At 45.3% G+C, this 23,541-nt stretch carries 17 protein-coding genes and 3 tRNA genes; 14 read left to right on the forward strand and 6 right to left on the reverse strand.

Translation table 11 applies throughout. The features are described 5' to 3' along the window. Window positions 1–2 precede the first annotated feature (2 nt). The 7 genes from GVN16_RS07025 (at window position 3) to GVN16_RS07055 (ending at window position 11,471) form a co-directional block, all read left to right on the forward strand. A complete protein-coding gene (locus GVN16_RS07025; RefSeq protein WP_166563162.1) occupies window positions 3–752 on the forward strand; it encodes a LytTR family DNA-binding domain-containing protein in 750 nt (249 codons plus the stop codon). A 129-nt stretch (window positions 753–881) separates the two neighbouring features. Then, the gene (locus GVN16_RS07030) at window positions 882–2,033 is read left to right on the forward strand and encodes an efflux RND transporter periplasmic adaptor subunit (RefSeq protein WP_166563163.1); all 1,152 of its coding nucleotides are present in this window, start codon (window positions 882–884) and stop codon (window positions 2,031–2,033) included. A gap of 15 nt (window positions 2,034–2,048) precedes the next feature. After that, entirely contained in the window at window positions 2,049–5,177 is a 3,129-nt protein-coding gene (locus GVN16_RS07035) for an efflux RND transporter permease subunit (protein WP_166563164.1), read from the forward strand. A 29-nt stretch (window positions 5,178–5,206) separates the two neighbouring features. Further along, window positions 5,207–6,613 carry an efflux transporter outer membrane subunit gene (locus tag GVN16_RS07040; protein WP_166563165.1) on the forward strand — a complete coding sequence of 469 codons (1,407 nt, stop codon included), beginning with the start codon at window positions 5,207–5,209 and terminating at the stop codon, window positions 6,611–6,613. A 253-nt stretch (window positions 6,614–6,866) separates the two neighbouring features. Further along, complete coding sequence (locus GVN16_RS07045; protein ID WP_166563166.1) at window positions 6,867–9,308, forward strand: outer membrane beta-barrel family protein; 2,442 nt, start codon at window positions 6,867–6,869, stop codon at window positions 9,306–9,308. A gap of 372 nt (window positions 9,309–9,680) precedes the next feature. Beyond that, a complete protein-coding gene (locus GVN16_RS07050; RefSeq protein ID WP_166563167.1) occupies window positions 9,681–10,499 on the forward strand; it encodes a helix-turn-helix domain-containing protein in 819 nt (272 codons plus the stop codon). A gap of 63 nt (window positions 10,500–10,562) precedes the next feature. Beyond that, on the forward strand, window positions 10,563–11,471 hold the full coding sequence (locus GVN16_RS07055; protein WP_166563168.1) for a hypothetical protein: 909 nt from the start codon (window positions 10,563–10,565) through the stop codon (window positions 11,469–11,471). 9 nt (window positions 11,472–11,480) lie between these two features. Here the strand turns inward: GVN16_RS07055 and GVN16_RS07060 are convergent, their stop codons facing one another. Both GVN16_RS07060 and GVN16_RS07065 read right to left on the reverse strand, forming a co-directional pair. Further along, complete coding sequence (locus tag GVN16_RS07060) at window positions 11,481–12,416, reverse strand: DUF6454 family protein (protein ID WP_229244091.1); 936 nt, start codon at window positions 12,414–12,416, stop codon at window positions 11,481–11,483. A 13-nt stretch (window positions 12,417–12,429) separates the two neighbouring features. Beyond that, window positions 12,430–13,239, reverse strand: coding sequence for a metallophosphoesterase (locus GVN16_RS07065; RefSeq protein WP_166563169.1), 810 nt, complete (start codon window positions 13,237–13,239; stop codon window positions 12,430–12,432). 316 nt (window positions 13,240–13,555) lie between these two features. On the opposite strand from GVN16_RS07065, the gene purL reads away from it, so the two are divergent. Both purL and GVN16_RS07075 read left to right on the forward strand, forming a co-directional pair. Further along, window positions 13,556–17,212 (forward strand): phosphoribosylformylglycinamidine synthase, encoded by a 3,657-nt coding sequence (gene purL, locus GVN16_RS07070; RefSeq protein WP_166563170.1) that lies wholly within the window; start codon window positions 13,556–13,558, stop codon window positions 17,210–17,212. 184 nt (window positions 17,213–17,396) lie between these two features. Further along, window positions 17,397–18,845, forward strand: coding sequence for a peptide MFS transporter (locus tag GVN16_RS07075; protein WP_166563171.1), 1,449 nt, complete (start codon window positions 17,397–17,399; stop codon window positions 18,843–18,845). 1 nt (window position 18,846) lies between these two features. Here the strand turns inward: GVN16_RS07075 and GVN16_RS07080 are convergent, their stop codons facing one another. Both GVN16_RS07080 and GVN16_RS26290 read right to left on the reverse strand, forming a co-directional pair. After that, window positions 18,847–19,176, reverse strand: coding sequence for a translation initiation factor (locus GVN16_RS07080; RefSeq protein WP_166563172.1), 330 nt, complete (start codon window positions 19,174–19,176; stop codon window positions 18,847–18,849). Between the two features lie 44 nt (window positions 19,177–19,220). Beyond that, window positions 19,221–20,099 (reverse strand): diacylglycerol kinase family protein, encoded by an 879-nt coding sequence (locus GVN16_RS26290; protein ID WP_166563173.1) that lies wholly within the window; start codon window positions 20,097–20,099, stop codon window positions 19,221–19,223. A gap of 40 nt (window positions 20,100–20,139) precedes the next feature. On the opposite strand from GVN16_RS26290, the gene GVN16_RS07090 reads away from it, so the two are divergent. Then, window positions 20,140–20,574, forward strand: a complete 435-nt coding sequence (locus tag GVN16_RS07090; RefSeq protein ID WP_166563174.1) for a DUF4440 domain-containing protein — start codon at window positions 20,140–20,142, stop codon at window positions 20,572–20,574. 47 nt (window positions 20,575–20,621) lie between these two features. After that, entirely contained in the window at window positions 20,622–21,038 is a 417-nt protein-coding gene (locus GVN16_RS07095) for a MaoC family dehydratase (protein WP_166563175.1), read from the forward strand. A gap of 75 nt (window positions 21,039–21,113) precedes the next feature. Here the strand turns inward: GVN16_RS07095 and GVN16_RS07100 are convergent, their stop codons facing one another. Then, entirely contained in the window at window positions 21,114–21,293 is a 180-nt protein-coding gene (locus tag GVN16_RS07100; protein WP_166563176.1) for a histone H1, read from the reverse strand. A gap of 193 nt (window positions 21,294–21,486) precedes the next feature. Beyond that, the gene (locus GVN16_RS07105) at window positions 21,487–22,737 is read right to left on the reverse strand and encodes a pyridoxal phosphate-dependent aminotransferase family protein (RefSeq protein ID WP_166563177.1); all 1,251 of its coding nucleotides are present in this window, start codon (window positions 22,735–22,737) and stop codon (window positions 21,487–21,489) included. A 425-nt stretch (window positions 22,738–23,162) separates the two neighbouring features. On the opposite strand from GVN16_RS07105, the gene GVN16_RS07110 reads away from it, so the two are divergent. From GVN16_RS07110 to GVN16_RS07120, 3 genes are all read left to right on the forward strand, one after another. After that, window positions 23,163–23,249 (forward strand) — tRNA-Ser (locus tag GVN16_RS07110). A gap of 22 nt (window positions 23,250–23,271) precedes the next feature. Next, a tRNA-Pro gene (locus tag GVN16_RS07115) sits at window positions 23,272–23,346 on the forward strand. 98 nt (window positions 23,347–23,444) lie between these two features. After that, window positions 23,445–23,518 (forward strand) — tRNA-Arg (locus GVN16_RS07120). Window positions 23,519–23,541: the final 23 nt, after the last annotated feature.

Below are 23,541 nucleotides of genomic sequence, written 5' to 3' on the forward strand. Positions count from 1 at the left end.
GTATGCGGATAGTAATCATTGAAGATGAAAAATTAAATGCAAGCAGGTTAAAGAAAATACTGCTCGAAATTGACCCTGATACGGAGGTGCTGGAAGTGCTGGATACCATTCATAAGTCTGTTGAATGGCTTAAGGAAAACAAGCACCCGGATACCATTCTGATGGATATCAGGCTGGCAGACGGCTTAAGTTTCGAGATTTTTGCCAAAGTGAAAGTGAATTGCCCGGTTATTTTTACCACCGCTTACGATGAATATGCCGTGAGGGCTTTTAAGGTCAATGGCATAGATTACCTTTTGAAGCCGGTTGAAAAAGAAGAACTGGAGGCGGCTCTGCAAAAAGTAAAAACATTGATCAGTCCCGATCCTGCTATCGAAGAACTCATGCAGTTTTTCAGGCAGAAGAACCTCAGTTACCGTACCCGGTTCCTTATTCCGTTCAAAGACGGATACAAGACCATTTTAGTGGCTGATGTTGATTTTATCTACTCAGAGTTTAAGACTACTCACCTGGTTCTGAATGACGGTGGCATCGAAACCGTGGCCCACACCATGGAAGAACTGGAAGAGCAACTCGATCCCGATGTATTCTTCAGAGCCAACCGCCAGCACCTGGTGGCTGTTCACAGCATCAGCAGTATTCATAATTTTTTTAACGGTAAACTCAAGTTGCAGTTAAAGAGATACCCGGAAAGAGAAGTATTGATCAGTAAAGAAAAAGCTACCTCGTTTAAACAATGGCTTGACCGTTGACCTCCCTTTTATTTCAGTTTGTGCCTTTTCTGTTTCGGGCTGCATTATTTCCAGTTCGGTAAATATTCATAATAAATCAAATCTGCAAACACCGAATTTGCAGTTAAATCAAATAATTATTGATAACATATGTACGCTTCAAATTTTTACAAGACTGTTTTTAAATCAGTTTCCATACTTTCTCTCCTCTTTTTATTTTCAGGATGCGGCACCAAAAAAACAGAAGAACAGACCGCAGTTCCATCACTTTCTGTGCCGGTTGAACTGATCGAAAAAAAAGATGTGGCAGTGTACAATGAATATCCGGCATCCATCGAAGGAAAAGTGAATATTGATCTCAGACCACAGGTGGAAGGCTACCTGGAGAAAATATTTGTGGATGAAGGGGCTTATGTAAAGGCCGGACAACCTCTTTTTAAGATCAGCGACAAAGTCTACCGCGAGCAACTTAATACTGCCACAGCCAATCTGCACATAGCAGAAGCCAGTGTGAAAAATGCCCAGATTGAAGTGGATAAAATTACGACCCTTTATGCTAATAAAGTTGTCTCTGATTTTCAGCTGAGAACGGTAAAAGTGGCTTATGAATCTACTGAAGCCATGGTAGAACAAGCTAAAACGATGGTAGCCGCCGCAAGGATTAACCTGGATTTCACCCTGATCAAAGCCCCTGTGAGCGGATATATCGGCAGAATACCGAAACGTATCGGAAGCCTGGTAAGCAGTACGGATCCTGTTGCCTTAACCACCTTGTCTGATATCCACGAGGTGTATATTTATTTCACCATGAGTGAGTCGGCTTTTCTGAAGTTTAATGGCCAGGGAAATGGCAAGACACTGCAGCAAAGGATTAACTCTTTTCATCCGGTTTCTCTGAAACTGGCCAATGGGGAAGTGTATGCTCATAAAGGGAAAATAGAAGTAGTGGCCGGTCAGGCAGATAAAGGCACGGGCGGGATCAGCCTTCGTGCCACTTTCCCGAATGCAGAAGGGCTTTTACGTAGCGGAAACACGGGGAAAATCATCATTCAGGAGCAATTCGACAACGTCAGTACAGTGCCTATTGCCGCTACCCTGGACATACAGAATAAAACTTTTGTCTATGTGCTGAAAGACAGCAATAAAGTAGCCATGCAGCCTATTGTGATCAAAGGCAAAAATGAATCCTACTATTTTGTTTCTGAGGGGCTGGAACCCAATACCAGCATAGTGGTGAGTGGTATTGAGACCATCCAGGACGGCTCCGTGATTGTCCCGAAAAGAAATTCACAACTAAAATAAATCAGCGTTAAGAATATGATAAAGAGAATCATTGAACGGCCGGTATTAGCCACCGTTATTTCTATAATTATTGTGATACTGGGGATTGTCGGTTTGTTAAAATTACCCCTGACCCAGTTTCCGGATATCGCTCCTCCGAGTGTTTCAGTGTCTGCCGTGTTTCCGGGTGGGAATGCCGACGCAGTGATGCGTTCGGTCATCACGCCGATAGAAGAAGCCATCAACGGGGTTGAAAACATGACCTACATCCAGTCTGCCGCCAGCAACGACGGCAGCGGGGTCATCAATGTGTTTTTTAAGCTGGGCACCAACCCTGACCAGGCGGCCGTCAACGTTCAGAACAGGGTTGCCCAGGTGACAGGCCAGCTGCCTCCTGAAGTGATTCAGGCCGGGATCACTACCGTCAAGCAGCAAAACGGGATGATCATGATCGTCGACATTTACAGTGAAGACAGTAAAAAGTTTGACGAGACTTTCCTTCAGAACTATGCCAGGATCAATGTCACTCCGGCCTTAAAAAGGGTGACTGGAGTTGGAAACGTGCAGATTTTCGGTACGAAAGATTATGCCATCAGGATATGGCTTAACCCTCAGCAACTGGCTACGTATCATCTTTCTCCGCAGGAAGTATTGGATGCCATCCGGGACCAGAGTCTGGAAGCTGCTCCCGGTAGTTTGGGAGAGAGCACCAATGAAGCCATGCAGTATGTCATTAAATATGCGGGGAAATTCAACACCCCGGAACAGTATGAGAATATTGTGATCAGGGCTGAAAACAGCGGGAACAACTTACTGCTGAAGGACCTGGCAAGGGTGGAGTTCGGCTCCGCCAATTACAGCGTGAATAACCGTACAAACGGGAAGCACTGTGTAACCATGGCTGTTTTTCAGACCACAGGATCAAATGCGAATGAAATTCAGACCAAAATCAACGGACTGTTAGAGCAGATGGAGCCTACTTTTCCGAAAGGGGTGAAATCGCATGTAAGTTATAGTACTAAAAGACAACTGGACGCCTCTATTTCCCAGGTTCAGAATACCCTCATAGAGGCGTTTGTACTTGTGTTTATCATTGTTTTCCTGTTTTTGCAGGATTTCAGGTCTACGCTGATACCGGCCATTGCAGTACCGGTGTCGCTGATCGGTACTTTCTTTTTTCTTCAGATGCTGGGATTTTCGATCAACATGCTGACGCTTTTCGCCCTGGTGCTCGCTATCGGTATTGTGGTGGATGACGCCATTGTAGTAGTAGAGGCTGTCCACAGTAACATGGAGAAAACCCATCAGAGTGCAAAGGCCGCGACGACGCAAGCCATGAGTGAAATCACCGGTGCGATCGTATCCATTACTCTGGTCATGACGGCCGTTTTTGTTCCGGTCGGGTTTATGGAAGGGTCAACCGGGGTATTTTATCGCCAGTTTGCCTTTACTTTAGCGATTGCGATCCTGATTTCAGCTTTGAATGCCCTGACACTGAGCCCTGTTTTGTGTGCATTGTTGTTGAAAAACAACCATGCTGAAAACGCCAGCGGTAAACCTGCAGGTTTTCGGAAAAGATTCTTTTCGGCCTTTAACTCTGGTTTTGATGCGGTGACCGGCAAATATGTCAGAAGTGTAGGTTTTTTGGTTAAAAACAAATGGTTGAGTCTCGGAGCCCTGGCTGTGGTGAGTGTAGTGGCTTTCTGGCTGATGAACAGCACGCCCAAAGGTTTTATTCCGAGTGAAGATGATAATTTTGCAGCATTTGCTGTTGCCCTTCCTCCGGGAGCTTCATTGGCCAGAACTTCCGAAGTGATCCGGAAAGCAGACAGCATATTACAAAAAGAGCCTGCTATTTTTTCGACGACCATCATTTCAGGCTTTAACATGCTGGGTAACAATGCCGGATCTGCCTACGCCACAGGCTTTATTAACTTGAGGTCTCTTGAAGAAAGGGGTGAAGTAAAAGATATCGATAAGATCGTCATCATGCTGGGTGAAAAGCTCAGCACCATACAGGATGCCAACTTCAGTGTGTTTACGATGCCGACGGTACCGGGTTTTGGTACTTTCGACGGTCTTGAGTTTGTTTTGCAGGATAGGGAAAGTATTCCGATCGAAAAATTCAACCAGGTAGCCCACAAGTTCATCGGTGAGATTTCAAAGAGAAAAGAAGTTGCCCAGGCATTTACGATGTTCAACGCCAGTTTCCCGCAATACGAACTGGTAGTAGACCAGATCAAAGCCAAACAATTGGGTGTCAGGGTGAGCGACCTCATGATGGCTATGCAGATATATTACGGAAGTGTGCAGGCCAATGATTTTAACCGTTTCGGGAAATATTACCGTGTTTATATGCAGGCGGATGCTCCTTTCAGGGCCAATGAATCATCGCTTGACGGTATTTTTGTTAAGAATGCTACGGGACAAATGGTACCTGTGAGTACACTGGCGTCTTTCAAAAAAATATACGGTCCGGAGTCTATTAACCGCTACAATCTCTTCAATTCCATTGCCATTAATGCTTCTCCGGCACCGGGTTTCAGTACCGGTGACGCCATGCTGGCCATTGAAGAAGTAGCTTCAAAAACATTGGGAACAGGATTTACATATGAATGGACGGGCTTGAGTAAAGAACAGAAAGAATCGGGCAACCAGATGGTATTCATCTTTGCCCTGGTCTTACTGTTTGTTTATTTCCTTCTTTCGGCTCAGTATGAAAGTTACCTGTTGCCGCTGGCCGTGTTGTTCTCCCTGCCTGTCGGGGTGATCGGGGTGTTTACTGCCGTGAAACTGGCCGGTCTTGACAACAACATCTATGTACAGGTGGGTCTGATCATGCTGATCGGGCTCCTCGCTAAAAACGCGATCCTGATCATCGAGTTCGGCGTTCAACGAAGAAGAGCCGGAAAAACACTGGTGGAGGCCGCTCTCGAGGCTGCAAAACTGAGACTCCGGCCTATCCTGATGACCTCGCTGGCGTTTATAGCAGGGCTTATTCCTTTGATGAATGCCTCAGGGCCTTCTGCTGTGGGAAACATTTCCATCAGTATCGGTACCGCCAGCGGTATGCTGACGGGCGTAGTACTCGGGGTATTCATCATCCCGGTGTTGTTTATTGTATTTCAGTATTTGCAGGAAAAAGTGAGCATTAAAAAAATATAATGTTCCTGGGCAATTTAAACTTAAAGTATATGAATAATTATATTTTCCGGATTCTGGTTCTGGCCTCCCTTTCCCTGCTGGGTTCATGCAGGATAGGAAAACAGCAGGCTACCCCGGAATTAGACCTTCCGGCAGCGTACAGAGCTACTCCGGTTGTTTCTTCTGCCGAAACGGTCCTGCCTGTCAGAGAGTTTTTCAAAGATCCTGTGCTGCTCGAACTCATCGATTCGGCCATGGCGAAAAACTATGACCTCAATATGGCTGTCAAAAGCATTGAGTCTTCGGAACAGGTATTTAAAAAAGTCAAACTGAATTATCTGCCGGATCTCACCGCCAGGATGGACGCCAATACCACCAGACCTTCAAAAAACAGTCTGGGGGGAATCGGTAACGAGTTGTTTATCGGTTCTTACAGCGTGGCGGATTTCAATACCAACCTCGGTCTTACCTGGGAAATCGATATCTGGGGTAAAGTCAAGACACAAAAAGAAGAAGCTTTAAGCAATTACCTTCAGTCTGTTGAAGCTACCAAAGCGGTTCAGACCAGGCTGGTGGCGGATATCGCCAATGGTTATTACAACCTGATCATGCTGGATAACCAGCTCAGGGTGGCAGAAAACATGGAGGCCATCAGTGACAGCACGCTGAGAATCATCACAGTGCAGCAGAGTGTGGGTCAGGTGACCATTCTGGGTGTTAATCAGGCCCGGGCCCAGCTGGAGTTTGCCCGTCAGCTGATTCCACAGATAGAGCAGAGCATCGCTTTGCAGGAAAATGCCCTGAGTATTCTTTGCGGTTCTTACCCGGCTGCTGTGGTCAGAAAAGACTTTAATGAAGAAGAGATAATAGCTTTAACAAAACCCGCTTATCCGGCTTCACTTCTCGGAGCAAGGCCGGATGTGAGGGCGGCGGAACACACCCTGACGGCAGCCAATGCCAGGGTAGGGCTGACCCAGATAGCCATGTATCCTTCTCTGACCATTTCGGCTACCGGAGGTTTGAACACTTTCAAAGCCAGTAACTGGTTCAGCGTTCCTGCTTCATTGTTCGGAATGGTGGCCGGAGGCATCAGTCAACCGGTTTTTCTGAGAGGACAGCTTAAAATGCAGCACGAACTGGCTAAAATTGAAAGAGAAAAGGCTGTACTGGGTTTCAGGCAATCGGTTTTACTGGCTATCGGTGAAGTGGAGAATGCTTTGGTCAGACAGGAAAAAAATGATCTGCAGATACAATCTTCACTTTCAAGGGTAAAGTCACTTACCGAAGCCAGAAAGAACGCGGATCTGCTTTTTAAAACCGGGATGGCCACTTACTTGGAAATCCTGAATACACAAAGTGCTTACCTGCAAAGTGAACTGGACCTCGCTGAACTCAAACGTCAAAAGAAATTAGCCGCCATAGAGCTTTACAGGGCTTTGGGCGGGGGATGGAAATAAATCCTGTGATCGTTTCACCTGAGCTGTATCATATAAAAATCTGCTTTCCGGGCGTGCGGGGAGCAGATTTTTTATAAGCTAAGGGTTAGTTATTTAGAATAAGTCCAAATAAAATCATATATTTGCCATCAGTTCACAAATAAGCCCGGTTTTCAACCACCGCGGCGTTTCTTAAAGAGCTGATAACAAAAAGGTTGCAAGCCTTCTCAACAAACCGTAATTAATTTTTAACGTTCAACATACTTTATTCCCATTGAAAACTATTTACAAACACCTCTTCTCATGTTTATTTGTCGCTCTTTTTACACAACAATTATCAGCACAGAATACCAGTCCTTTTCAACTGAAAGGAATTGTTGTTGACTCACTTACCAGAAAACCGATTGAATTTGCGACCATCAGCATACTTGACAAAGACCGGAAAGTAATTGCTCTGACTTATTCTGATGAAAACGGAGTATTTAAATCTTCGGATGTCCGTGCGGGTTATTTCAGCCTCAGTATGACTTTTGTGGGATATCGTCCCAAAACATTGGCATTCAGCCTCACCGCCGAAAAGCCGGTTTATGAATTCGGAAACGTCATCATGACGGCAGATGTGACTTTTCTGAAAGGCATCACCGTCACAGCCACCAAACAGTTGGTAGAACAGCAGCCCGGCATGCTTATTTATAATGCTGAAAAAGACATCAGTAACCAGGGAGGCACCGCCGCTGACGTACTCCGTAAGGCCCCGATCCTGAATGTAGACGCCGCCGGGAATGTCACCATGCGTGGTAATTCCAATTTAAGGATTCTGATTAATGGAAAATATTCAGGCCAGATGGCCAGGAATGCAGCCGATGCTCTCAACATGATGCCCGCAGGTTCCATCAAGTCTGTGGAGGTCATTACCAGTCCGTCGGCCCGCTATGATGCGGAAGGGGCGGCCGGTGTGATCAACATCATCACCAAAAAAGGCAATAAAAACATGAGCGGTACGCTTGAAGGCGTGGCCGGAAACCTCGAACAGGCCATCAATCCACGCATAGCCCTGAACCGTGAAAAATGGAACATGACGACCACACTCCACATGCACAGGTTCAGAAACAAGGAAATAGGAAGCACGAACAGGGTGCTGAAACAAGACGGAGAACCAGCCGGAACGGTGATCCAGGATATTGTGAAAGACAATGCCAAACCACACGGCTCCGGTGATTTTCAGCTGGAATATGCTCCGGATTCACTGAATATGTTTAATTTTTCGGCAAATGGAAATATAGGCAACTGGCCGGACAACAGCGAACAGCACAACCGGAGGTTTTTGCCGGACGGCTACATGATAGAGGATTATCGCCAGTCTGTAACTACCAAAGCCCCGAGCAGAGGGCTGGACCTGAACCTGGGATATACCCGTAAACTACGGAAGCCTGGTGAAGAACTTTACCTGATGGCCCAGTTTAATCGCTCTCTGAACGATTATAATTACAACGCGATTCAGAAATGGGGGGAGAATTATGTTACTTACAGGGAATTGAACGACAACCATACGTCCGGAAAAGAATGGACGTTCCAGGGAGATTACATCATGCCGTTCTCTGAAGGAGGAAAACACGCTCTTGAAAGTGGTCTGAAAGCCATTCTCAGGGATAACTCCAGCATCTATGACGTTTGGGCGACCAGCCCTGACCAGCCTCAATTTCTGGCCCAGGTGCCTTCAAGATCCGACCGGTTCGACTACCAGCAAAATGTGGTGGCGGCTTACAGCCAGGTGAAGTTTAAGTGGAAAAGCGGATGGGCCTTACATGCCGGGGCGAGGATGGAGGGTGCTTTCCTGGAAGGAAACCAGGTCAATGCCGGGGTTAAATTTAAAAATGATTTCTGGAATTTTGTGCCCGGTGCAACGGTTTTCAAAAAGCTCAATACCAACAACAACCTGACACTGAGTTATACCAAACGTATCTCACGCCCTTCTATCTGGGACCTGAACCCGAACAGGGACAGCCAGGACCCTAAAAACATCGTGATCGGAAATCCGGACCTTAGACCTGAGGAGGTAGACCAGGTTGAATTTACCTATGCACTACAGACAGATGCTGATTTCTTTATTAATTTCTCCCTGTTTGCCAGAAATACAAAGAATTCGATTGAGAGTGTCGTGACCGTCAATAATGAAGGGGTGGCAACGACGACCAAACAAAACTTTGCTTCCAACGGTCAATATGGTCTGAACGCTTCCACTTCTTATAATGTCATGAGGGGCTGGAAAATAAACGGCAACGCCAATGTCCGCTATGCAAAATATGCAAGCGGGGCTTTAAATATCCGGAATGACGGAATGGTTTGGGGACTGAACCTGAACAGCAGCTGGAAATTGCCCAATAACTACAGTGTGCAGGCATATGGAAATTATGACGCCAAAAGCGTCACTTTGCAGGGGTATGAGACTTATTGGTTGTACTACAGTTTCTCTGCCAAAAAGGAATTGCCCGGTCCCAAACTGACCATTACGCTGACTACTGTGAGTCCTTTCAGTAAATACATCGGACGATCTGATATTTTCAGATCTGCCGATTTTACCTCGACTTTCGGAAATGATTATATGCTCCGTTCGGTCCGCTTGTCGCTGAACTGGGAATTCGGAAATATGTTCCAGAAAAACAACGCGAGGAAAATCCAGAACGATGACCAGAAAAACGTAAAGTCAAACGGATAAGACATTATCTTTAACCCGTTAAAAGCCAGGTATTAAAGTGCTTGTCATGGCTTGTTTATTTTAAAATATTCTGTAAATTTGAAATATAAAACAGATACAAAAATGAACAAATCAGATAAAGTCTGGGCATTTATAAAAAACAACAGATACCCGATTCAGGCGTTTTTTATTGTGTGGGAAATCCTGACGGTGGTTTTGTCCTGATGCAGATCATTTAGATATAAAAACAGCCTTGTCGGAACAAGGCTGTTTTTATTTTGTGGGGCCCTTACCACTTAATAAAACTTCAAGCGGATTTGCCTCACAATTAGATATACTGTGGTGTGTTTTTAGTAAATTTAGTCTTATTATCAGTGTGTTAAGAGAGCCTGTATGAAAGTTAAATTTTACCCTCCTCATATCATGTTGCAGGAATTTATTAACTGCGTCATGATCGTTCATGCAGAGTCTCCTTCGTCGATGGTCAGTCCATATCCGCCCTCACCTCAGAACTCCCTCTTCTTTTATATCAATGACCGGATTAAAGTACAAAAAGACGGCGACAGTAATTTTGTTTTGCAGCCGGGAAGTGTGGTGGTGGGGCCTCAGCTTACCAGGGTGACATTGGATGTTAATAAAAATCACAAAGCAGTACGCGTAGGTTTTCATCCGGGAGGATTACACAGAATGCTCGGAATCTCCATGGCCGAAATGATTGACGGAAGTTACGATGCTGCTGATGTTTTTGGAAATGAATTGAAAGAGATCAATGAGCGTTTGCTGGAAGCGGAAGATTTTGACGGAATACACGCTGTAATCGAAAGTTTTCTGCTTAAAAAAGCAAAATCGTTAAGAAGAGCCCTGCCTTTTGATCTGGCCATGCTGGAACTGCTAAAGATGAGCGGCAATCTGCCCGTTGAGCAAATGGCTTCCCTGGCCTGCCTCAGCCTCCGCCAGTTTGAAAGGATATGTAAAGAACGCATTGGTTTGCCACCCAAGCTCTTTGCCCGGGTGGTCAGGTTTTCAAAAGCCTACAGGCTGCGGGAAAACCATCAGGACGTAAGCTGGACACACATTGCTTATGAAAGTGGTTATTTTGACCAGATGCACCTCATTCGTGATTTTAAGCAATTTGCCGGCGTTGCTCCCGGCATCATCCAGAAGGAACTGGAGCAAACGCCCATCCGTCTTCAAGCCGGTTTGCGGCTGTAATTGTCGTGTTTGTACTATCTGCCCTCAGCTATAGCACCGAAATTTGTTGAAAAAACAACAGCTATGACAAAGTACATCATTCTTCCTCTCATCACCTGTTTCTTCCTGGTCGGGCAAGCCGAAGCCCAGGAATTGGACCAGTTGGGCAAATTGAATAATTTTGCCGCAAAAATTTATTACAGTACAGGTCACGAAAAACGGGCTGTTTTAATAGCAGGGCGTGTTGACAGGGCCATGGTTTATTATCAGAGCTTGCTTGGTTTTAAACCTGAGGTAACCTTACTTATTTTGAGTCCGTCCGATTGGACTAAATACACAAAATCGGGAGCAGTTTACGGGATGCCGCATTATACTTCTGACAGCAAAACACTGATTGTGGCCGCTGAAGATAATCCGTTCTGGAAAAGCTTTCTGCCTCCTTTGGATAAACTTCCGGCGGGTTTAAGTGAGCAGATCCGGACCGTTTACAAAAACGAAGACGGCAGTCTGAGCATGCAGGCATTCTTCGACTTGCTGGCCATTCATGAGCTGGGACATGCTTTTCATGGTCAGGCTGGTATTAAAATGCAGCGTAACTGGATGGGAGAACTGTATGTTAACATTTTACTGCACACTTATATTGCAGAAAATGAACCGCAATTGCTGCCGTCTCTGACCGTATTCCCGCAGATGGTCATCGCAGGTGGTATCAAAGAATTTAAATATACCAGTCTTAACGACGTCGAAACGAAATACAATGAAATCGGGAGAAATCACCCGAGGAATTACGGTTGGTACCAATGCCGCTGGCATGCCGCCGCAGGAAAAATTTATGACACCGCAGGCAAACAGGTGAACAGGAAAGTATGGGATGCCTTGAAAAACAAACCAAGGATCGAAACAGACGAAGAACTGTCCTCTTTCCTGGAAACCAACGCAGACAAAAGCCTGGCGGATATGATCAGGAACTGGGATAGGGAGGTGGTGAAGTGATTTGTCAGATTAATGACTCACCTCATACACAAACAAAACCGCCTTCTCATCATCGTCCGGCACAAAATAGGCTCTGAGGCCGTTTGCGGTAAGCTCAACGGTGCTGGGGTTGTTACACATCGGTGCTCCGGTGGGTGACCAGAGTTTGATCGGTACCTGTCTTACCGGACGGAAGTCGTTCAGGTTGAATATTTCCCAGCCGCCTAAACGGAAGGTGCCTGCGTCATTTTTGTAAGAGCTGAGTCCCGAACCCAGCATCAGGCCGTTGCCCAGGTATTTGCAGTCCTGGAAATCAACATAAAAAGACGGATTTTCTCTGGCCAGCTTTTCCGGCGGAAGGTTTCCATTGATAACCTTCCCGCTTTTGTCAAGTTGCCAGGTGTAGAATTTCCGGGCACCCCAGTTGGCACCTGTCAGGGTGTTGTTCTGAAGGTTATGGACAATCGCCCCGATAGACTCTTTGATACGGACTACTTCTGTCAGCTCCATCGTTTTGGGATTGAGTTTGTAAATGACCGAAAAACTTTTGGGCCGGTATTCCGTCACCGGAATCCAGATGTAGGTGCCGTCGAAATCAATGCCGCCGGGATGGTAGATGTCGCCTGAACCAATCGGAAGGTCGGCGAGCAAATTACCTTGTGCATCAAACTTGAACACATGGCCTTTGCCAATGCCTGTGTCGCGGTCAAGGCCGTCCTGCGGTTTCTCATATTTTTTTGGCCAGCGGCTCACTTCAACGGAGGTCATGAAAAAGTATTCCCCGATTTTGACCATGCCCTGGGTATGATGGGCATCAAATTTCAAGGGAATAGCCGCGGTTTGCGTCCATTTGCTGTCCGGAGTCAGCTTCAGCAACCGTTCAATCAGGGCTTCGGGTTTTTGCTGGGCATCAGCAAAACTGATGGTTACCAGTAAAATGATAATTAACTTGATGACTTTCAGCATGTTAAACCGGTTGTCAGGCTTTACCATTAAATGCGTTGATCACAGGCTCACCTGAGGCGTTATATTGGTAGGACCTCCATGAGCCGTCTTCATTGATTTCCACCACGCGGTAGCCACGGTAAGTCGTACCCCAGCTGCCCCCGAAATGCCCGTCAAAGAAATAAGGCCTTCCGCGTTCGGTCCTGGCTTCATCTTCGTTATGGTCATGCCCGTGGAAAATGGCCTTTACATTCGGTGTGGTCGCAAAAAGTTCGCGGGTTTCAGGGCAGTCCACGCCGTTGTCGGTCCATTTGGCGGGAGTAATGTGCATAAACACAAATATTCCTTTTTTATCGGCATACTTTTGAAGCTCCTGTTTCAGGAATACATTGTCAGGGCAAAGGTATTTTCCTTCTTCGTTGGAAGTGTCGAGTACGATAAAAGCATAATCAGAGACCGTAAAACTATGGTTAGTGTCATATCCCCAGGTGCTTTTCCATAGTTCATGGGTAACGCGGTCATGATTTCCCCGGCTCACATAATAAGGCATCTGAAGCCCTTTGATGGCATTTTTAAACTCGGGTAACAAAGCCGGTTTATCGTGGATCAGATCACCATTAATCACCATAAAATCAACTCCCTTGCTTGCCTTTTCCTGATTTACCCAATCCACCAGGTTCTGGTGAAACTTTTCGTAAGGAGTGTTGGGTTGCCCGTAATGCCCGTCAGAAGCCACAATAAATCTCAGTTTGTGTTTTGATTCAGAAGGGATTTGGGTAGCTGCACCCAGAAAAGGCAGCACGGGTACAAATTTCAGAAGGTTCCTGCGGGAGATTTGTTTCATGATTTAATAGAGAATGGTTGATTTGATGATGGTTATGGTACAAATATATCAGGTAAATTGCTTTGCTTGTTTACGCCCGGTATTATCCTTTTATTAATCTCAGGGTCCTGGTCCGGGTTTATTTTTCATCCGGACTGAAATTTTTGCAGACAACCGGATTGTCCTGTTTTTTCGGAGTAAATTAATAAAATCCGGGCAATATGTCGATACATCTTTAAAAATAATCCTGATAATGAAGACTTAGTTTTTAATAGGTTTATTTTTTCCGTAATTTTGGGCTTTCATTTCTGAAGCCAAACTTGCTCACATATTCATTATGATTTATTTTTTTAGTAATAACCATTCGGTTTTTGCCCTTCAATCGGAAAAAGAAATTACAGATCAGGACATCTCAAAATTAAACTGGCTATTTGATAACGCCACGTTTATTCCTGAAAACAGTATAAGAAAGAGCTTTGTCGGCCCGCGTGCGGCGATGGTCACACCATGGAGCACCAATGCTGTGGAAATTACCCAGAACATGGGAATCACAGGCATTGTCAGGATTGAAGAATTTCAGCCGGCTGAAACTAAAATCGCCTTTGACCCGATGCTTTCCCAGCGTTTTGAAGAGCTGAATCAGGATGTTTTTACCATCAACATCAAGCCTGAGCCTATTCTTTACATTGAAGATGTAGAAAAATATAACAAGCAGGAGGGCCTTTCCCTGAGCCAGGAAGAAGTGGATTACCTGAATAAATTGTCTGAAAAACTGGGCCGCAAACTAAGCGATTCTGAAGTATTCGGTTTCTCACAGGTCAATTCAGAACACTGCAGACATAAAATCTTCAACGGCACTTTCGTCATCGACGGCGTTGAACAACCGACTTCCCTTTTTAAATTAATCAGGAAAACATCAGCCGAAAATCCTAATGACATCGTTTCGGCTTATAAAGATAATGTGGCCTTTGTCAAAGGCCCTAGAGTAAAACAATTTGCCCCTCAGAGAGCAGATGTGGCCTCTTATTATGAAGTGCAGGAATTTGATTCTGTTCTTTCATTAAAAGCAGAAACCCATAATTTCCCGACTACTGTGGAGCCGTTCAACGGAGCCGCCACAGGATCGGGTGGAGAAATCAGGGACCGTCTGGCTGGTGGACAAGGTTCATTGCCATTGGCAGGGACAGCCGTTTATATGACGGCTTATTCCCGTCTGGAAGAAGGGCGTGAATGGGAAAACGGGGTGGAAGAACGTCCGTGGCTGTATCAGACACCTCAGGACATCCTCATCAAAGCTTCCAACGGAGCTTCTGATTTCGGAAATAAATTCGGACAGCCTTTGATCACCGGGTCTTTGCTGACCTTTGAACACGAAGAAGAAGGCCGTAAATTAGGCTATGATAAAGTAATCATGCAGGCCGGAGGTATCGGTTACGGAAAACTGGAGCAATCTCAGAAACATGAACCGAAACCGGGCGATAAAATTGTAGTGATGGGTGGCGACAACTACCGCATCGGTATGGGTGGAGCAGCCGTTTCATCGGCCGACACCGGGGCTTTTGGTTCGGGTATTGAGCTGAATGCCGTTCAGAGGTCAAATCCTGAAATGCAGAAAAGAGTCGCCAATGCCATTCGCGGAATGGTTGAAAGTGATGAAAACAGCATCATTTCTATCCATGACCACGGTGCGGGCGGACACCTTAACTGTTTGTCTGAACTCGTTGAAAGCACTGGAGGAAAGATCGATCTGGATAAATTGCCGGTAGGTGACCCGACACTTTCTGCCAAAGAAATCATCGGAAACGAATCACAGGAACGCATGGGGCTGGTGATCAGCAATGAGCACATCGAAACGCTTTCGGCGATTGCCGAAAGGGAGCGTGCTCCTCTTTTTGTGGTCGGTGAAGTAACCGGAGATCATCGTTTTACGGTAGCCTCTGCCAAAACCGGGGCCACACCGATGGACTTTGAACTGGACGACATGTTCGGCAGTTCACCGAAAACCATCATGGACGACCGTACGGTGAAAAGGGCTTATCAACCTTTGGAATATAACATTAATCAGTTTCAGGTGTACCTGGAGGCTGTTTTACAACTGGAGGCCGTGGCCGCCAAAGACTGGCTGACCAACAAAGTCGACCGTTGCGTAGGTGGCCGTGTGGCCAAGCAGCAATGTGCCGGCCCTTTGCAATTACCGCTCAACAACCTCGGGGCCATGGCTCTTGATTTTGACGGTAAATACGGTATTGCCACTTCGATCGGGCATTCACCATTGACTGCCCTGATTGACGAAGCCGCCGGTAGCCGCAATGCCATCGCTGAATCCCTTTCCAACCTGGTCTGGGCTCCGCTGAAAGATGGTTTGAAGAGTGTCTCTTTGTCGGCCAACTGGATGTGGGCCTGTAAAAACGAAGGAGAAGACGCCCGTTTGTACAACGCTGTGCAGGCCTGTTCAGATTTCGCCATTCAATTAGGTATCAATATTCCGACGGGGAAAGATTCCTTGTCGATGAAACAAAAATATAAAGGTGACGAAGTGATTGCTCCGGGAACGGTCATCATTTCTGCTGCCGGACAGTGTGACGACATCACGGCGATCGTGGAGCCTGTTTTACAAAAAGACGGCGGAGCGATTTACTACATCAATCTTTCGGCTGATGCCTATCAGCTGGGAGGATCTTCTTTTGCCCAGATACTGAATAAGGTAGGGGATAAGGCCCCGGACATCAAAGACGCCGCTCAGTTCAAAAGAGCTTTCGGACTGATCCAGGAACTGATCAGTTCAGGCAAAATCCAGGCGGGTCATGATGTAGGCAGCGGAGGATTGATCACTACTTTACTGGAAATGTGTTTTGCAGACCGCAACCTGGGTGCTGAAATTGACCTGACAGGCCTTGGTGAATCGGATCTGACCAAAGTGCTTTTCGCGGAAAATATTTCGGTGGTATTCCAGGCAGACGAAAGTGCAGAAGCATTGCTTGATGCTTCCGGCGTTTCTTACTCGAAAATAGGAAAGGTGACTTCAACTCCGGCATTGACCATCAAAAACGGTGAGGCTGATGCCTTATCTTTTGATGTGGACCACCTGCGTGATGTATGGTTCAAGACTTCTTATCTGCTTGACAAAAAGCAAAGTGCGGGAGAAAAAGCCGCTGAGCGTTACGCAAACTATAAAAATCAGCCTTTGGCATATACTTTCCCTGTTCATTTTACAGGAAAGAAACCTGACCTGGAAGGTTTAAAAACCAGGCCTAAAGCTGCCATTATCCGTGAAAAAGGAAGTAATTCGGAAAGAGAACTGGCTAACGCCCTGTTCATGGCCGGATTTGACGTGAAAGACATTCACATGACAGACCTGGTTTCAGGAAGGGAAAACCTGGAAGATATCCAGTTCTTAGGAGCTGTCGGTGGATTCTCTAACTCTGATGTTCTCGGTTCAGCCAAAGGATGGGCAGGGGCTTTCAAGTACAATGAAAAAGCCAGGGTAGCTATCGAAAACTTCTTCAAAAGAGAAGATACCCTGTCTGTTGGGATCTGTAACGGATGCCAGTTATTTGTAGAATTGGGGCTTATCTACCCTGAGCATGATGTGCAGCCGAAAATGCTGCACAACGAAAGCCGTAAACATGAAAGTATCTTTACTTCACTGACGGTGCAGGCGAACAATTCGGTCATGCTTTCTACACTGGAGGGTGCTACACTGGGAGTATGGGTATCGCATGGTGAAGGCAAGTTTATGTTGCCGAAGTCTGAGGACCAGTACCAGATCGTTGCGAAATACGGTTACGAAAGCTACCCGGCCAATCCTAACGGCTCTGATTATAATACCGGTATTATGTGTGATGTGACAGGAAGACACCTGGTGACGATGCCGCACATTGAGCGTTCGGCCTTGCAATGGCAGTGGGCCAATTACCCGAAAGGCAGAAAAGATGAAGTATCGCCATGGCTCGAGGCATTTGTCAATGCCAGAACCTGGATCGAATCAAAATAAACAATGAAGGCCCCGGCCTTCGTACCCTCGTGCCTCAAAGCATGATGTACCCTCGTGCCTGGAGGCACGAGGGATTTTTTTTGGAAAAAGCCTTCCAAACCAGCAATAATTTGTTAATTTGGCAGAAAGCTGATTAATTTGCCCTGCAATTAATTTCAAAACAAACAAATACCCTGATAATCTAATGAGCGAAAAAACATTTCTAGGACATCCCCGAGGACTCTTTGTGTTATTTTTTACTGAAATGTGGGAGCGTTTCAGCTATTATGGCATGAGAGCCATTTTGTTTCTATACCTTACAAAAGGGGCGAGCGAAGGTGCCTTGGGTTTGCCTGAAGACCAGGGTGGTGCCATTATGGGCCTTTATATGGCCTCGGTGTATTTACTGACGTTACCTGGCGGATGGATCGCTGATAATATACTCGGACAAAAAAAATCAATCTGGTACGGAGCCATTACCATCATGTTGGGTCACCTTGTACTGGCTATTCCCGGCTCAAAAGAAGTTTTCTTTGCAGGCTTGTGCCTGGTAGCCATCGGTACAGGATTACTGAAAGCCAACATCAGTTCTATCGTTGGTGAATTGTACCCTGAAGGCGGGGCACGACGTGATGCCGCCTTTTCAATATTCTACCTTGGAATCAACCTGGGAGCTTTCCTGGGGATGTTTGTCGTAGGTTACCTGGGAGAAAAAGTAGGCTGGCATTATGGTTTCGGTGCAGCAGCCTTTGCCATGTTATTTGGCGTGATCAACTTTAAAGTTAACAACCGTTACATTGCCGAAGTAGGCAACCCGCCTGAAAATAAGTCGCCTCTTACTTATGTGTACGTGGTCATCGGCCTTCTGGTGGCTACCGCCTTGCTGGTCATCAGTGGTGTGGTGGATAGTATCGGCCTTGCCAATATCATGAAATACATCATTTCAGCGATAACCCTGGCTTATTTTATTTATATCGGCTTTTTGGATAAGTCGCTAACCGTCGTTGAAAGAAAACGGGTAGGGGTTTTGTTTATTCTTTTTGTCGGTATTTCCGTTTTCTGGTCCGGATTTGAGCAGGCCAGTACTACGCTGACCATTTTTGCTGACCGTCACACAGACCGTCACTTGTTCGGCTGGGAGCTGCCCGCTTCCTGGATGCAGAATGCCAACTCCTTTTTTATCCTGTTGTTTTCAGCCCCTGTCGGGGTATTATGGATCGTACTGAACAAGAAAAACCTCAATCCTACTTTACCCATTAAGTTCGGTTTGGGTCTGATTCAGATGGGCTTAGGTTTCTTTGTGATGTACCTGGCCGCAAAACGCGTTCTGGATGGTACACTTGCCGGAATGGGATGGCTGGTTGCCACTTATCTCTTGCACACATTAGGTGAGCTCTTCGCCAGTCCAGTGGGTCTGAGTGCCTATACCAAACTGGCCCCTAAAAAATACTACAGTCAGTTAATGGGCCTTTGGTTTGTGGGAGCATCCCTCGGCAACCTGATCGCAGGTCTGTTTGCAGGTAATTTTAATAAAGAAAATGTAGCCCAGATGCCTGCTTTGTTCCAACAGGTCTTTCTGATCGCTGTGGGCTTTGGTTTAGTACTGCTGGTTTTCTACAAGCCTATAAAAAACTGGATGGGAGGGGTAAAATAATTTACCCTCCCGCTTTCTTGGCTTTGTAACCTTCTTTGGTTAGAAAGCCAAGAATTTTATCCCTGTGGTCGCCCTGGATCAGCACTTCCCCGTCTTTCGTGCTGCCACCGGTTCCGCAAAGGTTCTGTAACTGCTTTTTCAGCTTCTGAAGATCATCGTCCTTGCCGATAAAGCCTTCAACCCTGCTCACTACCTTATTACCGCCTTTGCGGTCAAGCCATATTTTAAAACTCTGTTTGTCATTGCTTGGTGTTTCGTTTTCTTCGTTCTGAGATTCAAACTGAAACGATGGATTGGTGGAGTAAACGATACCTCCCTGGTTCTTCTTCATACCTTATTTACTTTAAATACTGCCTTTGACGCTGCAATTTACTATTAAATTCCGGATGTTATCCTGAGGGCCTTTTCAATTATTTTCACCTCCAGCTGATGGGTAACCAGTTGTTTTGACTCTCCGTCAAAATGGATCAACAGGTTTTCATCGGCCTCTACCTTAAAGGTTTTGGCCCTGTAATATTCTGTATACCTTGACTGATCGATGGTCTTATTCATCAGCCTGTACATCAGTTCAAGCCCGTGAAACTTCGGGTGTTTTTTGATCAGCGTACAATCCAGGAAATCATCATCAATGATGGCTTTAGGCGTAATGTAAGCGTTGTTGCCGAATTGGTCTGCATTGCCGAAACTCATGCTGAAATATTCCACGGGATTGCCCTCAAAGGAGCATTTTTTAGCTTTGTAGGTAAAGAAATTGGTGAGAATGATCCTGACATAGTTAGACAGACCTCTGCCGTGATGGCCGTTGTTGAAGATATCGGCACAATACGCATCGAAACCGATTCCGGCTGTACAGAAAAACGGAATGCCGTTGATTTCACCGGAGTCAATGGTTTTGATGTTTTTATCCAGGATGATCTTCACTGCTTTTTCCAGCTTGAAAGAGATGTTCAGGTGCCTGGCCAGTCCGTTGCCCGATCCCAGCGGAATAATGGATAGCAAAGCCCCGGTATTACGCAGCCGGGCGGCAATTTCATTGACGGTACCGTCGCCACCTACGGCCACAAAATGATCAAGCCCTTTTTGCAGGTATTCAGAAACAATTTCAGCAGCATGCCCTGCTCTGGCGGTATATTCAAAAATCAGCTCAGAGGCATTTTTCGGGATGATTTTCTTTATTTTTTCTTCAATATTTTTATTTTTTGACTTTCCTCCGGAATTAGGATTAATGATAAATAAAATCTTTTGCTTACTCACTTTCTTTAAATAACTTTACTAAAAAAATATTTTTGTAAAAATGAAGAAACTTATTTTATTAATTTACTTAATTGGCTCAGGTTTTTTAAGTTTTTCACAAAATACCGAAAAAAAGAAGGAAATTGAGGCGGTGCTGAACCGGCAGGTAAGTAACTGGAACAAGGCCGACATCCCGGCTTTCATGGAAGATTATTATAAATCGGACGATCTGAAATTTATTGGTAAAAACGGAGTTGTAAAAGGGTGGGAGGCCACCAAGCAAAGATACCTGAAGTCTTATCCTGACAAAGCGGCCATGGGTACGCTTAAGTTTGATATCCAGGAAATCGACCTGCTTTCAAAAGAATCGGCATGGGTATTGGGTAAATTTCACCTGACCAGGCCTGATCTGGGAGATTTGCAGGGCTATTTTACCTTAATATTTAAGAAAATAAACGGAAAGTGGCTGATTGTCAGCGATCATACTTCCGGATGACATAACAAATGTATTTAACCAACCTAAAATAATAAATGAGTTTTACTATGACTGAGAAGATTCCTGTTGGCACAGAATATCGCCGAACATTTAGTTTTACACAAGAGGACGTTATTGGTTTTGCGAATCTGACCGGTGATCACAACCCTATTCACCTTGACGCGGAATATGCCGCACAGACCAAGTTTCTTAAGCCTATCATTCACGGACACCTGAGCAGCAGTGTCTTCACCAAGTTTTTGGGGATGGACAAGCCCGGTGGACCCGGTTCTGTGTATATGAAGCAGGTGACTGAATACCTGCGACCTATGTTTGTGAATACTGAATACGAAGTTTACTTCAAAGTGGTTTCAGTGAATGAAGCCAAGCACATCGCGGAGATTGCTACCGAAATCTACAACAAAGAAACGGGGAAAGTGACCATAAGGGGCATAGGAACCCTTTGGAACGACCAGAACTACTGATCAGTACCAACTAAAATGCCCCCGGATTCCGGGGGCATTTTTCTTTTTGGTTTCTTTAGATGAGAGGAGCGATTATTAAAGACCTTCGTTTTTTAATTGCTGAACTTCAGTTCTAACAGTTTTAGCCCAGGCAGCAACATCTTGTAAGCCTTTTCTTACGCGAGTACCAGCCGCTTTGTTCTTTTTGTCATAAAATTTTTCAAAATCATCTTTCAAAGACGCAACAAGGGCATGAAGTTCTGAGTACTTATCCATGGAATTATAAGGGTTTTTAAGTTTAAAATTAGATTTACTGAATGCAATTTAAATAAATAATTGAATTATTTTTAAATAATCTTTAAAAATAATAAGATTATTGATTAACCGGCACCTTTTTGACTGCATTTATGCCAAAAAAGCCGCAGAACACATGTTCCTGCGGCTTTTGAGCTCTTTTAAGAGGTATTTTTTATGCCTGAGGTTTGTAAGCTCCGCTCTTTAATTTTTCGTTTACTTTTTCGAAGCAATTCATGGTATATTCCACATCTTCAAGCGTATGGGCGGCTGTAGGGATAATTCTCAGGAGAATAACACCTTTCGGAACCACCGGATACACAATGATAGAACAGAAAACACCCATGTTCTCACGCATGTCCCTGATGAGGTTGGTGACCGTCGGTAAATCATAGTCTCCCTGAAGGAATACCGGCGTGACCGGCGACTCTGTATTTCCGATATCAAAACCTCTTGCCCGGAAACCCGACTGTAGGGCATGAACGATCTTCCAAAGGTTTTCTTTCAGTTCCGGCTGTCTTTTGATGATTTCCAGACGCTTCATCCCGCCTATTACAAACGGCATAGGCAAAGCTTTGGCGTAGGTCTGAGATCTCATGTTGTATTTAAGATACATGATGATGTCTTTCTTAGCTGCGATAAAGGCTCCGATCATTGCCATTGATTTGGCGAAAGTCGAGAAGTGAAGGTCAACGGCATCCTGAACACCGAAGTATTCCGGAACACCCGAACCTGTTTCTCCCATCGTACCGAAACCATGGGCGTCATCCACCAGTAATCTGAAATTGTATTTTTTCTTGAGTTCTGCAATCTTATCCAGGCTTCCGACAGCACCCGACATTCCGAAGACCCCTTCAGTAATGACCATGATACCCCCGTTTTGTTCTTCAGCCAGTTTGGTGGCACGGATCAGGTTTTTTTCAAGGCTGTCCATGTCGTTATGTTTGAAGGTATAAGTTTTACCTCCTTTGGCCCTGTGAAGCCTCACACCGTCGATCAGACAGGCATGGCTCTCGGCGTCATAAACTATGACATCCTTAGCGTCTACCATGGCTTCGATGGCTGACATCACGCCCTGGTATCCGTAGTTTAGAAGGAAGGCATCTTCCTGCCCGACAAATTCGGCCAGTTGTCTTTCAAATTCCTCATGAAGGTCCGTATTCCCGGTCATCATCCTGGCACCCATAGGATAGGCCAGCCCGAACTCTGCGGCCGCGGCTGCGTCCGTTTCTCTTACTTCAGGGTGCGTGGCAATACCCAGGTAGTTATTAAGAGACCAGTTAAGCATTCTCTGTCCGTTAAATTCCATATAGGGGCCCAGATCGCCTGTAAGTTTCGGGAAAGAGTAATAATGATGAGAGTAATAAGCATGAGAACCAATCGGCCCTAAATTATTGACAACTTTTTCGAAAATATCTTGTACCATTCCGTGTAATGTTAAAACTAGTTTTGAATCAGTTTTGATTTTTAAAATTCCGCAAATTTACCTCTTTTTTAGGAAAATAAAAATTATACTTTTCGAAGTTGACTGATCATGATGCATATCATATTTTGAAGGCAGAAAGGGGGGCTTATATAGACTGCAGAAAAAATATCCGGGGCAACGGCAAATAAATTATCCGGAGAGAGAAGGCTAAAATGTGGTCTGAGGCAGCGGGAGCGGGATGTTTGGGAACAGGACAAAAAAAATATTGCAAAAACACAAAATTTTTTTTGGCAAACAACGGCTTGCAAATCAATATTTTAAAGGCCGGAATGTGTTTTTTGAAGGGTGGGGCTATAATTTTTTTTCAATTTGGGTTTGGTGGGTAAGAAAGAAACTTCTATATTTGCAAACCTTTTCGGAAAAACGGAGAGATGGGTGAGTGGCTGAAACCAACAGTTTGCTAAACTGTCGTACTGGAAACGGTACCGCGGGTTCGAATCCCGCTCTCTCCGCATCTTAATCTGAAGAAGTTCTCGGGGTGTAGCGTAGCCCGGTCATCGCGTCTGCTTTGGGAGCAGAAGGTCGCAAGTTCGAATCTTGCCACCCCGACTGGAAACATAAAATGTGTCAATTTGAAGATCTGTCAATTTGAAGATTGTAATTTTCAAATTTTCAAATACCAAAATTGATACATTTTTTTTTCAAACGGTTCCGTAGCTCAGTTGGATAGAGCAACAGATTTCTAATCTGTGGGTCATAGGTTCGAATCCTATCGGGATCACAAAATTTTAAAAAACCTGCTTA

Source organism: Emticicia sp. CRIBPO (assembly GCF_009905725.1).
Taxonomy (GTDB): Bacteria; Bacteroidota; Bacteroidia; order Cytophagales; family Spirosomataceae; genus Leadbetterella.